At 73.0% G+C, this 14,550-nt stretch carries 12 protein-coding genes; 4 read left to right on the top strand and 8 right to left on the bottom strand.

From position 1 onward, the window contains the following. Positions 1 to 72: 72 nt before the first annotated feature. The gene (locus SJ20_RS10280; RefSeq protein WP_036338210.1) at positions 73 to 984 is read right to left on the bottom strand and encodes a bifunctional methylenetetrahydrofolate dehydrogenase/methenyltetrahydrofolate cyclohydrolase; all 912 of its coding nucleotides are present in this window, start codon (positions 982 to 984) and stop codon (positions 73 to 75) included. Between the two features lie 7 nt (positions 985 to 991). Further along, positions 992 to 2,272, bottom strand: a complete 1,281-nt coding sequence (gene glyA / locus SJ20_RS10275) for a serine hydroxymethyltransferase (RefSeq protein WP_010079361.1) — start codon at positions 2,270 to 2,272, stop codon at positions 992 to 994. A gap of 227 nt (positions 2,273 to 2,499) precedes the next feature. On the opposite strand from glyA, the gene SJ20_RS10270 reads away from it, so the two are divergent. After that, complete coding sequence (locus SJ20_RS10270; RefSeq protein WP_036338207.1) at positions 2,500 to 4,014, top strand: catalase; 1,515 nt, start codon at positions 2,500 to 2,502, stop codon at positions 4,012 to 4,014. 103 nt (positions 4,015 to 4,117) lie between these two features. Here the strand turns inward: SJ20_RS10270 and SJ20_RS10265 are convergent, their stop codons facing one another. After that, positions 4,118 to 5,668, bottom strand: a complete 1,551-nt coding sequence (locus SJ20_RS10265; protein ID WP_044659840.1) for a hypothetical protein — start codon at positions 5,666 to 5,668, stop codon at positions 4,118 to 4,120. A gap of 179 nt (positions 5,669 to 5,847) precedes the next feature. On the opposite strand from SJ20_RS10265, the gene purU reads away from it, so the two are divergent. Genes purU through SJ20_RS10250 form a run of 3 tightly spaced genes read left to right on the top strand, consistent with a single transcriptional unit; the run spans position 5,848 to position 8,359 of the window. Further along, positions 5,848 to 6,753: a formyltetrahydrofolate deformylase gene (purU, locus tag SJ20_RS10260; RefSeq protein WP_036314586.1), complete on the top strand. Its 906-nt coding sequence runs from the start codon at positions 5,848 to 5,850 to the stop codon at positions 6,751 to 6,753. A 55-nt stretch (positions 6,754 to 6,808) separates the two neighbouring features. Then, positions 6,809 to 7,330 carry a gamma carbonic anhydrase family protein gene (locus SJ20_RS10255; RefSeq protein WP_036314590.1) on the top strand — a complete coding sequence of 174 codons (522 nt, stop codon included), beginning with the start codon at positions 6,809 to 6,811 and terminating at the stop codon, positions 7,328 to 7,330. Positions 7,331 to 7,363: 33 nt separating this feature from the next. After that, entirely contained in the window at positions 7,364 to 8,359 is a 996-nt protein-coding gene (locus SJ20_RS10250; RefSeq protein WP_220478934.1) for a D-isomer specific 2-hydroxyacid dehydrogenase family protein, read from the top strand. Positions 8,360 to 8,387: 28 nt separating this feature from the next. On the opposite strand, the gene SJ20_RS10245 is transcribed toward SJ20_RS10250, so the two are convergent. The 5 genes from SJ20_RS10245 to SJ20_RS10225 all read right to left on the bottom strand — a co-directional run. After that, on the bottom strand, positions 8,388 to 9,680 hold the full coding sequence (locus SJ20_RS10245; RefSeq protein ID WP_036381991.1) for an ABC transporter ATP-binding protein: 1,293 nt from the start codon (positions 9,678 to 9,680) through the stop codon (positions 8,388 to 8,390). Between the two features lie 35 nt (positions 9,681 to 9,715). Continuing rightward, entirely contained in the window at positions 9,716 to 10,618 is a 903-nt protein-coding gene (locus tag SJ20_RS10240) for a carbohydrate ABC transporter permease (RefSeq protein WP_080695955.1), read from the bottom strand. Next, positions 10,615 to 11,586 (bottom strand): carbohydrate ABC transporter permease, encoded by a 972-nt coding sequence (locus SJ20_RS10235; RefSeq protein ID WP_036381993.1) that lies wholly within the window; start codon positions 11,584 to 11,586, stop codon positions 10,615 to 10,617. Before SJ20_RS10235 ends, SJ20_RS10240 begins: the two co-directional genes overlap by 4 nt. Next, entirely contained in the window at positions 11,583 to 12,884 is a 1,302-nt protein-coding gene (locus SJ20_RS10230) for an extracellular solute-binding protein (protein ID WP_044659839.1), read from the bottom strand. Before SJ20_RS10230 ends, SJ20_RS10235 begins: the two co-directional genes overlap by 4 nt. Positions 12,885 to 12,970: 86 nt before the next feature. Next, the coding region (locus SJ20_RS10225) for an ATP-dependent helicase C-terminal domain-containing protein (protein ID WP_044659838.1) at positions 12,971 to 14,550 on the bottom strand (1,580 nt) is incomplete at its 5' end.

Here is a 14,550-nt window from a genome sequence, read left to right as displayed (position 1 = left end):
ACCCTGCGATATGGCCCCCATCCACCCCGGATGGGGGCCATATCGCAGGGTTGGTCGCGGGAGTGGGAGAGGTCAGGCTCCGGCCCGCTCCCCGGCCCAGTCCTCGCCGTCGGCGGCACGCTCGGCGGCCTCGACGACGTTCGCCAGCAGCATGACGCGGGTCATCGGCCCGACGCCGCCCGGGTTCGGCGCCATCCAGGCCGCCTTCTCCTTCACGGCCGGGTCCACGTCGCCCAGGACGCGCGACGTCCCGTCCTCCCCGGTCACGCGGGAGACGCCCACGTCCAGGACGATCACGCCCTCCTTGACCTGCTCCGGCTTCACCATGTGGGCGGAGCCGGCGGCGGCGATCACGACGTCGGCGCTCGCCAGCAGCTCGTCGAGGTTCGTGGTGCCGGTGTGGGCCAGGGTCACGGTGGCGTTGACCTCGCGTCGGGTGAACACGAGGCCGGCGGGCCGGCCGATGGTCACGCCGCGGCCGATCACGAGCACGTGCTTGCCGGCCAGCCCCACACCGTGGTGGCGCAGCAGCTCGACGCAGCCGGCCGGGGTGCACGGCAGCGGCGAGTCCAGCTCGCCGCCGACCGAGGCCACGAGCCGCCCCAGGTTCATGGGGTGCAGGCCGTCCGCGTCCTTGTCCGGGTCGATGGCCTCGAGCACCTTCTGGGTGTCCACGTGCTTCGGCAGCGGCAGCTGGACGATGTAGCCCGTGCAGGCCGGGTCCTCGTTCAGCTCGCGCACGACGTCGAGGATCTGCTCCTCCGTCGCGTCCGCGGGCAGCTCACGCTGGATGGACTCGATGCCCACCTCGGCGCAGTCGCGGTGCTTGCCCGCCACATACTTCTGCGAGCCGGCGTCCTCACCCACGAGCAGGGTGCCGAGGCCGGGGGTGTGCCCGCGCTCGGCGAGGGCGGCCACGCGGCCGCGCAGCTCCTCCTTGATCGCGGCGGCGGTGGCCTTGCCGTCCAGGACCTTCGCGGTCATCGCCGGCTCACCAGCCCTCGAGGCCGTCGTACAGCGGGAAGTCCTCGGTGAGCTTCACGACGCGGGCGCGCAGCGCCTCCACGTCCGGGCTCGGCTTCAGCGCCTCGGCGATGACGTCGGACACCTCGCGGAACTCGGCCTCGCCGAAGCCGCGGGAGGCCAGCGCGGGGGTGCCGATGCGCAGGCCGGAGGTGGTCATCGGCGGACGCGGGTCCCACGGCACCGAGTTGCGGTTCACGGTGATGCCGACCTCGTGCAGGATGTCCTCGCCCTGCCTGCCGTCCAGCTGGGACTCGCGCAGGTCCACCAGGACGAGGTGCACGTCCGTGCCGCCGGTGAGCACCGAGATGCCGTGCTCGGCCATGTCCGGGGCGGTCAGGCGCTCGGCCAGGATCTGCGCGCCGGCCAGGGTGCGCTCCTGCTTCTCCTTGAAGTCCGCGGAGCCGGCGATCTTGAAGGCCACGGCCTTGCCCGCGATCGCGTGCATCAGCGGGCCGCCCTGCTGGCCCGGGAACACGGCGGAGTCGATCTTCTTCTTCAGCTCCTCGGTGGAGAGGATGAAGCCCGAACGGGGGCCGGCGAGGGTCTTGTGCACGGTGGAGGAGACGACGTCGGCGTGCGGCACCGGGTTCGGGTGCAGGCCGGCGGCCACGAGGCCGGCGAAGTGGGCCATGTCCACCCAGAGCCGGGCGCCGACCTCGTCCGCGATCGAGCGGAAGGCGGCGAAGTCGAGCTGACGGGGATAGGCGGACCAGCCGGCCACGATCACCTTCGGCCGGGCCTCGAGGGCCTTCTCGCGCACCTTGTCCATGTCGATGCGGTGGGTGTCCGGCTCCACCTCGTACGCGGCGATGCTGTAGTTCTTGCCGGAGAAGTTCAGCTTCATGCCGTGCGTCAGGTGGCCGCCGTGCGCCAGGGACAGGCCCATCATCGTGTCCCCGTGGTCCAGCAGCGAGGTCATCACGGCCACGTTGGCCTGAGCGCCGGCGTGCGGCTGGACGTTGGCGTGCTCGGCGCCGAACAGGTCCTTGGCGCGCTGGATGGCCAGGTTCTCGGCCACGTCCACGAACTCGCAGCCGCCGTAGTAGCGGCGGCCCGGGTAGCCCTCCGCGTACTTGTTGGTCAGCACCGAGCCCTGCGTCTCGAGGATGGCGCGCGGCACGAAGTTCTCCGAGGCGATCATCTCGAGCGTGCCCCGCTGGCGGCCGAGCTCGTCCGCGAGCGCCGCGGCGATCTCCGGGTCCACCTCGGCGAGGGGCTGGGTGTTGATGTCGGGCGTCTGCGTCACGGGGGTTCCCTTCGAACGGGGGTCTGTGCGGCCGGAAGGCTCCGGTGCCCTCCATCCTAGTGACCAGGCGCCGTCGTCGGGCCTGCGCGACGGCGGCCCGCGGCCCCGGCGACCGACCCCGGCACCCGGTTCTTTTGACTGATTCAGAAATATGCCAAGATCGGGGATGACGCCGCCCACCGCACCGATCGGTGCGCGGCCGACGTCGATCGACGAAGGAGAGTTCCATGACGGAGTACCAGAAGACGACCCCGCACGCGACCGGTTCCACCCGCCAGAACGGCGCCCCGGCCGTCAGCGACCGCCAGTCCCTGACCGTGGGCAGCGAGGGGCCCATCGTCCTGCACGACACCCACCTGCTGGAGACCCACCAGCACTTCAACCGCATGAACATCCCGGAGCGCCGCCCGCACGCCAAGGGCTCCGGCGCCTTCGGCGAGTTCGAGGTGACCGAGGACGTGTCGAAGTACACCAAGGCCCTCGTGTTCCAGCCCGGCACGAAGACCGAGACCCTCCTGCGCTTCTCCACCGTGGCCGGCGAGCTCGGCTCCCCGGACACCTGGCGCGACGTGCGCGGCTTCGCACTGCGCTTCTACAGCGAGGAGGGCAACTACGACCTCGTCGGCAACAACACCCCGATCTTCTTCCTGCGCGACCCGATGAAGTTCACCCACTTCATCCGCTCGCAGAAGCGTCTGCCGGACTCCGGCCTGCGCGATGCCACCATGCAGTGGGACTTCTGGACCAACAACCCCGAGTCGGCGCACCAGGTGACCTACCTGATGGGCCCGCGCGGCCTGCCCCGCACCTGGCGTGAGATGAACGGCTACGGCTCCCACACCTACCTGTGGGTCAACGCCCAGGGCGAGAAGCACTGGGTGAAGTACCACTTCATCTCCCAGCAGGGCGTGCACAACCTCTCGAACGACGAGGCCACCAAGATCGCCGGCGAGAACGCCGACTTCCACCGCCAGGACCTGTTCGAGTCCATCGCCAAGGGCGACCACCCCAAGTGGGACCTCTACATCCAGGCGATCCCCTACGAGGAGGGCAAGACCTACCGGTTCAACCCCTTCGACCTGACGAAGACGATCTCCAAGAAGGACTACCCGCGCATCAAGGTCGGCACGCTGACCCTGAACCGCAACCCGGAGAACCACTTCGCGCAGATCGAGTCCGCCGCGTTCAGCCCGAGCAACACCGTGCCGGGCATCGGCCTCTCCCCGGACCGCATGCTCCTGGGCCGCGCCTTCGCGTACCACGACGCACAGCTGTACCGCGTGGGCGCCCACGTGAACCAGCTGCCGGTGAACCGTCCCAAGAACGCGGTGCACAACTACGCCTTCGACGGCCAGATGTGGTACGACCACACCGGCGACCGCTCCACCTACGCGCCGAACTCCAACGGCGACTCCTGGTCGGACGAGACCGGCCCGGTGGACGACGGCTGGGAGGCCGACGGCACCCTGACCCGCGAGGCCCAGGCCCTGCGCGCGGACGACGACGACTTCGGCCAGGCCGGCACCCTCGTCCGCGAGGTCTTCTCGGCCCAGGAGCGCGAGGACTTCGTGGAGACCGTGGCCGGCGCGCTGAAGGGCGTCCGCCAGGACGTCCAGGCCCGCGCCTTCGAGTACTGGAAGAACGTGGACACCGCGATCGGCCAGCGCATCGAGGACGAGGTCAAGCGCCACGAGGGCGACGGCATCCCGGGCGTCGAGGCCGGCGGCGAGGCCCGCATCTGACGGCTCCCTCCCCCGGCGGGCGCCCGCGCGCTCCGCTGAACGCACGGCGGCCGCTCCCTCGCACGAGGGGGCGGCCGCCGTCGTCGTGGGGCGAATGCCCAGGTCAGCGCTTGCCCCAGCGGCGCTCCTGCGCCTGGGACAGCTTGTCCTTGACCACCTTCACGACCGTGTCCTTGGCGGGCACGGCCACGTTGTCCCGCAGCGGGACGGCGACCTTGTCACGCACGGTCTCGAACGCGGAGGCCGCCACGGCGCCGACCTGGGCCAGCTTCGACTCACCCTCGGCGTCCGAGGCTCGGGTCTCGTCGCGGTCCGCCCGCAGGTCCGGGAGGGCGGCGCCCTCGGTGTCGTCCTCGGCGGGCTCCTCATCCGTGGGGGCGGAGGAGGTGGAGGTGTCCGGGGCCACGGTCGTGGGCGTCGACGACGTCGGCGCGGCGGTCCCGGCAGTCCCGGCGGCTGCCGCCGACTGGGCGGCGCGGGCCTCGCGGCGGGTCGCCGGAGTGGCGTCCTCCGCACGGCCGGACGAGGCCGCGGTCGGATCCAGCTCCGGGGCGCCGCCCAGGGGCGTGGCCGGCGTGGTGCCGGCGTGGGTCTCCGGGGCCTCGGCCCGGCGGGTGGCCGGGGCGGCCTCGAGGGAAGGGCGCTCGGCTGCGGGCTCGACCGCCGCCGGCTGCGCGGCGTCCACGCGATGGTCCTCGGTACGCGCCGGCTCGCGGTCCGCCTCGGCCACGCGCCCGGGCACCCCGGGCGTGCCGTCGATGCGCAGGGCCCCGGCGGCCGAGCGATCCGCCCCGGCGGCGCCGGCCTGCTGGGCCTGGTCCAACTCGGCGGCCACGACGGTGACCGAGCCGTGCGCGGTGGTGGCGACCGTGTGCGTCTCGAGGTGCTCGCCCTGCGGGACGGGGATCGCGTCCGTGGCGAACTCCTTGGTGGGGGTGTGCTCGGTGGCGACCTCGGCGGCGGGGACGGTCCCGTGCACGTGCTCGGGAGCCGGGGTGAGGTGGCTCCTGTGCTGCGGAGCCTCGGCGGCCGGTGCCGCCGGGGCGGGGGTCTCGGTCACCGGGGACGGGGAGGCCGGGGTCGCCGGGACGTCCGCCGCGGGCGTCTGCTCGTCCAGGGTGACGCCGGAGCCGCCGGCCACACCGGCCGCGCCCAGGCCCACGGTGTCCGCCTCGCGCGCCGTGCTCGGCGCCGCCGGAGCGGGGCGCAGAGTGCCCCGGGTGGCCGGAGCCGCGGCGTCGCGGCGGTGGATCTGAGCGGCGGCGTCGGCGCTCGGGGCGTCGTGCTGGTCCACGGTCACCCCGGCACCGCCGGCCACGCCGGCGACGGACTCGTCGGTCTCGCGGTCCGCCGCGGCGGTGTCGGACGCAGCCGGACCCCCGGCGGGCTTCACCGCGGCCGCGGGGCGAGCGTCCTTCTCGGCCGCCACCTCGTCCAGGCGGGAGAGGCGGGTCGGGGCCGCGGGGGCGGCCGCGGCGGCGGCCGCCTGCTCACCCGCGGTGTCCGCGCTGACGCCCCGGCGCTCGAGCCGGGTCTCGGCGGCCTCGGCCTCGGCCTCACGACGACGGCGGGAGGCGATCACCGAGAGGATGATCAGGATCAGCAGCACGACGATGATCGCCGCGATGATCCAGTAGAGGGTGGACTGTGGCATGGGGGTGCTCCTCGGTCGTCTGGGGCGACCGGCCGGGCCGGGCGCCGCGTCGTGCTTCCCGCGCCGCCGCGCGGCGGGGAACCTGGTCTTGAGGATGACACGGGGCCCGGCCCCCCGACCAGGGATCAGCCCCGTCATCCCGCGGTTCCGCGCGGCCGGCACCGCCTACCATCGACGCCATGGACACGGCAGCCCTCTCCCCCAGCCCCTCCCCCGCCTCCGGCGCGGAGCACGCCCGCGTGCTCACGCTGGCCTGCACGAACCGCAAGGGCATCGTGCACGCCGTGACGGGCGCCCTGCTGGGCGTGGAGGCGGACATCACCGAGTCGCAGCAGTACGACTCCCCGGACACCGGCGACTTCTTCATGCGCGTGGAGTTCGTGACCCCGGCCACGCGGGAGGACATCGAGCAGGCGCTCGCGCCGGTGCGCGAGGAGTTCGGCATGCGCATGGGCCTGTGGGACGCGGCGCAGCGCATGCGCACCCTCGTGATGTGCTCCAAGGACGGGCACACCCTCAACGACCTGCTCTTCCAGCAGCGCGCCGGCACCCTGCCCATCGAGATCCCCGTGGTGGTCTCGAACCACCTGGACCTGCAGCCGCTCGCCTCCTTCTACGGCGTGCCCTTCATCCACGTGCCCGTCTCGAAGGACCCCTCGAGCCGGGACTCCAAGGAGGCCGCGGAGGACCGGCTGCGCGATCTGATCGCCCAGTTCGACATCGAGCTGGTGGTCCTGGCCCGCTACATGCAGATCCTCTCGGACGAGCTGTGCCGGGACCTGGCCGGGATGGCCATCAACATCCACCACTCGTTCCTGCCCTCCTTCAAGGGCGCCCGCCCCTACCACCAGGCGCACGAACGCGGCGTGAAGCTCATCGGCGCCACCGCCCACTACGTGACCGCCGACCTGGACGAGGGCCCGATCATCGCGCAGTCCGTGCAGCCGGTGACCCACGCCCAGACCGCCGCCGACTTCGTGGCCCGCGGCCGCGACGTCGAGGGCTCCACGCTCGCGCAGGCCGTGCGCTGGCACGCCCAGCACCGCGTCCTCGCGGACGGCCGGCGGACCGTCGTCTTCAGCTGAGCCCGGGACGACGGCGCCACGCGGCGCCGTCGTCCTGCCCGCCTAGGCTGGTGGCATGGCCCACATCATCACCGTCGCGGGTGCCACCCCGCGCATCCACGAGTCCGTCTTCCTCGCCCCGACCGCCGCGATCACCGGCGACGTCGAGATGGCCGAGCGCTCCTCGGCCTTCTACGGCGTCTCCGCCCGCGGTGACTCCGCCCCCATCCGCGTCGGGGCGGGCACCAACCTGCAGGACAACGTGGTGCTGCACGCGGACGAGGGCTTCCCGTGCACCCTGGGCGCCGGTGTCTCCGTGGGCCACTCCGCCGTGGTGCACGGGGCCACCGTGGAGGACGACTGCCTGATCGGCATGTCCGCCACGGTGATGAACGGCGCGGTCATCGGCGCCGGTTCGCTCGTGGCCGCCGGCGCCCTGGTGCTCGAGGGGACGCAGGTCCCGGCCGGCTCGCTCGTGGCGGGCGTCCCCGCGAAGGTCCGCCGCCCCCTCACGGACGAGGAGCGGGAGGGCCTCAAGAAGAACGCGGCCACCTACCTGCGGCTGTCCGCCGCGCACCGGGACGCCGTCGCCGGCTGAAGCGGGCCCGGAGGATGTGGGACGGTGGGCACCATGCCCACCACTTCCGCTCTCCCCCGCACCCGACCCGACGACGTCCCCGAGCGCCTGCTCGTCCTCCCCGCGGCGCAGGACGTCGCCGGCACCCCCTACGCCCACGCCCGTCGGCTGGCCGAGCAGGCCGTGGCCGACGTCGGCGGCGCCGCCGTGGCCGAGGGCGACACCTCCGCCACGGCCCTGCTGATGGTCCGCCCGATCGCGGTCGATGCGCTCGCCGCGGCCCTGGCCGCCCACCCCCACGTGAGCTGGGTGCAGCTCCCGTTCGCCGGGATCGAGCCGTTCGTCCCCCTCGTGCGCAGCCGCCCGGACATCGTGTGGACGTCCGCCAAGGGCACGTACGCGCCGCCGGTGGCCGAACACGCGCTGCTGCTCACCCTGGCCCTGCTGCGGGACCTGCCCGCGCGCGTCCGCGCCACCACATGGGGCCCCTCCTCCGGTCGCACCCTGAACGGCCTGACCGCCGTGGTCGTGGGCGGCGGCGGGATCGCACAGGAGTACATCCGCCTGCTCAAGACCTGGGACGTGCACGTCACCGCGGTCCGCCGACGCGCGGGCGACGTGCCCGGCGCGGACCGCACCGTCACGACCGACCGCCTCGACGAGGTCCTGCCCGGCGCGCAGGTCGTGATGATCGCCGCGGCGGCCACCGAGGAGACCCGCGGCATGTTCGACGCCGACCGCCTCGCCCTCCTGGACGAGGACGCCGTGCTCGTGAACGTCGCCCGCGGGGCGCTGGTGGACACGGACGCCGTCGTCCAGACCCTCGCGGCGGGCCGGCTGCACGGCTACGGCACGGACGTCACCGACCCCGAGCCCCTCCCGGACGGCCACCCGCTCTGGACCGAGGAGCGCGCCCTCATCACGCCGCACACGGCGGACACCCCGGAGATGTGCGTCCCGCTGCTCCACGCGCGGGTCGAGCGGAACCTGCGGGCCCGCGCGGCCGGGACGGAGCTGGAGGGCCTGGTGGACGCCGAGGGCGGATACTGACCCGCCCCCGGCGTCCCGCGGCGCCGGCTCAGCGGCGCGGCGCGTCCGCCTCGTGCTCGGCGGCGTCACGCTCGGCCGCCATCTCGATCTGGCGGCGGCGCTCCTCGCCGGCCCGGCGGGTCAGCTCGGCGCCGACCTCCGGGTCGCGGGTGAGGTTCTCACCGGTCGTCGGGTCGAACAGGTGCACCCGCGTGGTGTCCACCCACAGGCGGGTCGGCGTGCCCGGCCGGGCGCGGGACTCGCCGGAGAGGGTGGCCACGACGACGGGGCGCAGCTCATCCGCATCCAGGTCCTTGGCCAGCGCGGAGAGCATCTCGGCCACGGCCGGGTCCGGCTCGAACTCGATGTAGCCGTACTGCTCGTGGCCCAGCCACTCCAGGTGCGTGAGCGTCGCGTCGAAGGTGGAGCCCCGGTCGCGGCGGCTGTCCTCCACCAGCTCGGCGTCCTCGAAGAACTCCGGCCGCAGGCCGAGGAACACGATGTCCCGCCCCTCGGCGGCGCGGGCCTTCTCGGGCGGCACCGGGATGTCACCGATCGGCGAGGACAGCACGTGGCCGCCCTCCTTCTGCTTCAGCGAGGCGGGCAGGAAGTTCATCGACGGCGAGCCGATGAAGCCGGCCACGAACAGGTTGAGCGGCTGCTCGTAGAGCTCGCGCGGGCTGGCCACCTGCTGCAGCTCGCCCTTCTTGAGCACGGCCACCCGGTCGCCCAGGGTCATGGCCTCGGTCTGGTCGTGCGTCACGTAGACGGAGGTCGTGGCCAGGCGGCGCTGCAGCTGCGAGATCTCCGCGCGCATCTGCCCGCGCAGCTTGGCGTCCAGGTTGGACAGCGGCTCGTCGAAGAGGAACGCGTCCGCCTCGCGCACGATCGCCCGGCCCATGGCCACACGCTGACGCTGGCCGCCGGAGAGGTTGCCGGGCTTGCGCTCGAGGTGGTCCTCGAGCTCGAGCACGCGGGCGGCGTCGCGCACCTTGCGGTCGATCTCCTCCTCGGAGGGCTTGTGCTCCTTGATCAGCCGCAGCGGGAAGGCGATGTTCTCGTACACCGTCAGGTGCGGGTACAGCGCGTAGTTCTGGAACACCATCGCGAGGTTGCGGTCCTTGGGGGCCGCCTCGTTCACGCGGCGGCCGTCGATCAGCATCTCGCCGTCGGTGATGTCCTCGAGGCCCACGATCATGCGCAGCAGCGTGGACTTGCCGGAGCCGGAGGGGCCCACGAGGATGACGAACTCGCCGTCCTCGATCTCCAGGTTCACGTCCTTGATGGCGTGGAAGCCGTCGTCGTAGGTCTTGTCGATGTGGTTCAGGGTGATGGAGGCCATCGGGGGGTCCTTTCGGGAGGTCTCGTGTGCGGGCCTCAGCCCTTCACCGCGCCGTTGGTCAGGCCGGCCACGATCTGACGCTGGAACGCCAGCACCAGGATCACGATCGGGATGGTCACGATGATCGCGGCCGCCGAGATGGCCCCGGTCGGCGACTCGAACTGCGAGGCGCCGGTGAAGAAGGCCAGGGCGGCGGGCACGGTGCGCGCGGTCTCGGTGGAGGTCAGGGAGATGCCGAACACGAAGTCGTTCCAGGCGATGAAGAAGGCGATGATCGCCGTCGTGAAGACGCCGGGGGCGGCCAGCGGGACGATCACCTTGCGGAACGCCTCGAGCGGGGTGGCGCCGTCCACCTGCGCGGCCTGGTCGAGCTCCCACGGGATCTGGCGGAAGAACGCGGCCAGGGTCCAGATGGAGATCGGCAGGGTCAGGGACAGGTAGGGGATGATCAGGCCGACCCACGTGTCGTACAGCCCGAGGGTGCGCCACATGTTGAACAGCGGCGTCACCAGGGAGATGACGGGGAACATCGAGACCATCAGGGACACCGTGAGCACGATCCGCTTGCCCGGGAAGTCCAGGCGGGCGATCGCGTAGGCGCACAGCGTGGCCAGGATGACGGCGATGATCGTGGCGATCACGGTGATGCCGATCGAGTTGCGCAGCGCCGTGAGGAACAGCTCGCGCGAGCCGCCCACGAAGATCTCCTCGTAGTTCACGGTGGACCACTGGGTGGGCAGCAGCTTGCCGTTGGCGAGGTCGGCGGGCGTCTTGAAGCTGGTCGCGAAGATCGAGAACAGCGGGAAGAGGCACCACACGCCGATCACGACGGTGAGGATCCACCACAGTGCGGTGGCCTTCCCGGTGCCGCGACGGTGGGGCGCGCGGCCCTCAGGCGCGCGGCCCTCGGGGGCGGGAGCGGATGCGGCGGTGCTCACTTGGAACCTCCTCGGTCGGCCAGGTCCACCTTGAAGCCCTTGACGGCGATGACCGCCATGAGGGCCACGCACAGGAACAGGATCACGGAGACCGCCGAACCCATGCCGATCTCGAGCCGGCCGATGGACGTGCGGTAGGCCAGCAGCGAGAGGACCTCGGTGCCGTAGGCGCCGTTGGTCATGATGTAGATGGAGTCGAAGATGCGGAACGCGTCCATCGCGCGGAACAGGACGGCCACCATGATCGAGGCCTTCATGTTCGGCAGGATGACCAGCTTCATCCGCTGCCACCACGAGGCGCCGTCGACGGAGGCGGCCTCGGTGAGGTCGCCCGGCACCTGGGCCAGGCCGGCCAGCAGGAGCAGGGAGATGAACGGGGTGGTCTTCCAGATCTCGGAGAGCATGATCACGAACAGCGCGGTGCTGCCCTGCGCGAACCAGTTCAGGTCCGCGTCGACGCCCGGCAGCCACTCGAACCAGGCGTTGATGTAGCCCGAGTCGATCGAGAACATGTAGAACCACGCGAACGCGGAGACCACGGTGATGATGCCGTACGGCACCAGGATGATCGTGCGGATCAGGCCGCGGGTCTGCTTGATGGCGTGGTGCATGGCCAGGGCCAGCAGGAAGCCGAGGATGAGCTCGACCACCACGGTCACCACGGTGATCAGCAGGGTCACCCCGAGGCCCTTCCAGAACACGGGGTCCGTGAGGATCACGCCGTAGTTGCCCAGGCCCACGAACTCGCGGTCGCCCGGCGCGGTGAGCCGGTACGTGAACAGCGAGTCGTAGAGGGCCTGCAGGATCGGGTACAGGACCACGAACAGCATCACGAAGAACGCGGGGCCGGCCAGGAGCCAGCCGAGACGCGCCTCGGACTTCGCGCGCTGGGACTTCACCCGGCGGGGGCGACGACCCTCGGCGGCGCGCGGGGTGGATGCGGCGGGTGCGGTGTCGACGTGGCTCACAGCAGACGCTCCCCTCTCAGGACTTCCTGGATGAAGTCGTCGGTCTCGGCCGGGGTGGACTCGGAGACGCCCGACGGCGGCGCGTAGCGCTGCTGGATCGCGGTGGAGACCTCGTTGTAGTACGGGGTCTGCGGCCGCGGGGCGCCCAGCTCGAGGGACTCCCGGATGGTGTCCGCCATGGGGTACTTCTCGGCGACCTCGGGGGCGTCGTAGGCCGCCGGGTCGGCGGGCGGGTTGCCGTTCTCGACGAAGTACTGGCTCTGGTGCTCGGTGGTGGTGATGCAGGAGATCGCGTCCCAGGCGAGGTCCTGGTGCTCGGACTTCGCGCCCACCCCCAGGTTGATGCCGCCCACGGGCGGCGCGGCGTCCTTGCCCTCGACGGTGCGGGGGTAGACGGCCCAGCCGATGTCCTCGGGCAGGTCCTCCGGCAGCGAGCCCTCCTCCACGGAGCCGAGGGTGGCCGGCCAGACGAACGGCCAGTTGACCATGAACGAGCCGTTCTTGCCCTGGAAGAGCAGCATGGAGGCGTTCTCGTCCTGGGTCGGCAGGCCGGCGCTGCCGAGACCCTCCTTGCCGATGGTGGAGATGATCCGGGCGGCCGTGCGGCCGGCCTCGGAGTCGAGGTTCGTGGTGACCTCGTCCGTGGGCGCCTCGGCGTTGGGGACGATCTGCTCCCCGCCGCCCTCGATGAGCGCGTTGAGCCACACGGTCATGGACTCCGCACGGGCGCCCTGGACGGCCAGGTCCTTGTCCTGGCTGCGGGCGGCCTCCATCAGCTGGTCCCACGTGACGGGCTGGGACATGTCCAGCCCCGCGGCCTCGGCGACCGACTTGCGGTACCAGAGCAGCTGCGTGTTGGCCCAGAACGGGACCGTGACGAGCTCGTCCTTCCAGCTGGCGGCCGCGAGCGCGCCCTCCAGGGCGTTGTCCTTCGCGTACGCCTGCATCTCCTCCGGCACGGGGGCCAGGAACCCGGGCTCGGCGAGCTCGGGGACGAACGGCGGGTCGAGGGACATGATGTCCATCGACGTGTCGCCTGCGGCGAGGCGGCGGGTCAGCTGCTCGCGCTGGGATGCGGCGTCCGTCGGAAGCATGGACGTCTCGACTCTGTACCGGCCGTTCGCGGCGTCGGTGCACTGGGCGGCGATCTTCGCCTGCCCGCCGTCGTCGGGGTTGGTGTACCAGGTCAGGGTGGGCGTCTGCTCGGCCGGAGCACACCCGGCCAGGAGCGCGCCCGCGGCGACGGCGCCGGCCAGCGTGGCCCGGCGCCGTTGACGTGCCCGCGTGTCGTGTCTCACAAGTGGAACCTCAATCGATGCGAGTCGGATGTGACGGCCATCATCACGCATCACAGCGATTCCTGCACGTTTCGCGGACCCCTTTCTCAGCGGGCGCGGCGGTTCGTCCGGGCGGTCGGCTCCGCGGCGGCGGGATCCTCGGGCCACGGGTGCTTGGGGTAGCGCCCCCGGTTCTCAGCGCGGACCTGCGCGTAGGGGCCGGCCCAGAAGGAGGGCAGGTCGGCGGTCACGGCGAGCGGGCGACCTGCCGGGGAGAGCAGGTGCAGGACCACCGGCTCACGACCGTCCGCCACAGCGGGGGTGACATGCGCCCCGAAGAACTCCTGCAGCTTGGCGGCGACCACGGGCGGGGTGTCCTCGTGGACGGCCGGATAGTCCACGACGACGGCGCGCCCGCTCGGCACGGGCAGGCGCTCGGGGGCGAGCTCGTCCAGCCGCCCCGCCTCCGGCCACGGCAGGGCACCGCGCAGCAGCGCCTCGGCGTCCAGGCGCGCGAGGGGCCGCCCCGCGGCCAGGTCGGCCGCGAGCCCGTCGACCAGCGCGTCCAGGCCGGGCAGCGCCGCGTCCGAAAGGTCCGGCCACGGGGCGCCGAGGACGCGGTGGAGCAGGTGCACCCGGCGGCGCAGGCGTTCGGTCCGACCGCTCGGGTCGAACCGGGCGAGGCCGTCGGCGGCGAGTGCGGCGCACACGGCCTGCGCGGCGGCGTCGGGGGCGACGGGGGCCGGCGTCTCCGCCAGCACGAGCGCGCCCAGCCGGTCCACGCGGCGGCCGGTGAGCCGGTCCCCGCGCCAGTCGGCGGTGTCCTCGGTGCGCCGCAGGCCCGCGCCGGCGAGTTCGGCGAGCGTCCGGTCGATCGGCGCGGCCGAGCGGATCGCGGCACCCGTGCCGGCCGCGTCCCCGGCGATGCGGGCGACCTCGGCCACGGCCAGCCACTCCTGCCCCGCCAGGCCGCCGCCGGCGGCGTCGCGGGGCAGGGCCGCGCGGGTGCCGGAGGCGAGCAGGTACGCGCCCGCCTCCCCCGCGCGTCGGGCGATCCACGCGGGGAAGGCCAGGGCGGCCACGAGGCCGGCGGGGTGCCGTCGCGCGGCCGCCGTCGCCTCGGGCCCGGGCTCATCCGGGGCGTGGTGTGCGTGCCGACGGGCGAGTCGTTCCAGTCGGTCCGCCTCCCGGCGCCAGCGCCCGGCCTCCGGGTGCCGGCCGGCCCGCACGGCCGCGACCAGCGCCTCGAGGTCGGCCCCGGGGGCGCGCAGGTCCAGGGTGAGGGCCGCCGTCACCTCGGCCGCGGGGCGGGGCCCCGTCCACGGTGCCGCGCGCAGGAGGGCGTGGCCGAGGGGCGGGTCCAGGGGCAGCTCGGCCAGGACGGCGCCGTGCGGGGTGATGCGCCCGTCCTCGTCCACCGCGCCGAGGGAGGCGAGCGTGCGCTCGGCTGCGGCCATCGCGTCGGCCGGCGGGTCCTCGGGCAGGGTCAGCCCGCGCCCACCTGGGGCACCCCACGCCGCGAACGCCAGGGCCACCGGCGCGAGGTCGACGACGGCGAGGGCCGGCGTCGGGGCTGCGGGCGCGGTGCCCAGGGCTGCAGCGGTGTGGCAGCGGACCACGGTGCCGGGGCCGAGGCGGGCGGCGCGGCCCGCGCGCTGGCCGGCGGCCGGTGGGGGGCCCCGTTGCG

This window comes from Micrococcus sp. MS-ASIII-49 (genome assembly GCF_000946635.1).
Taxonomy (GTDB): Bacteria; Actinomycetota; Actinomycetes; order Actinomycetales; family Micrococcaceae; genus Micrococcus; species Micrococcus luteus.
This window is presented reverse-complemented; position numbering and strand designations above follow the sequence as displayed.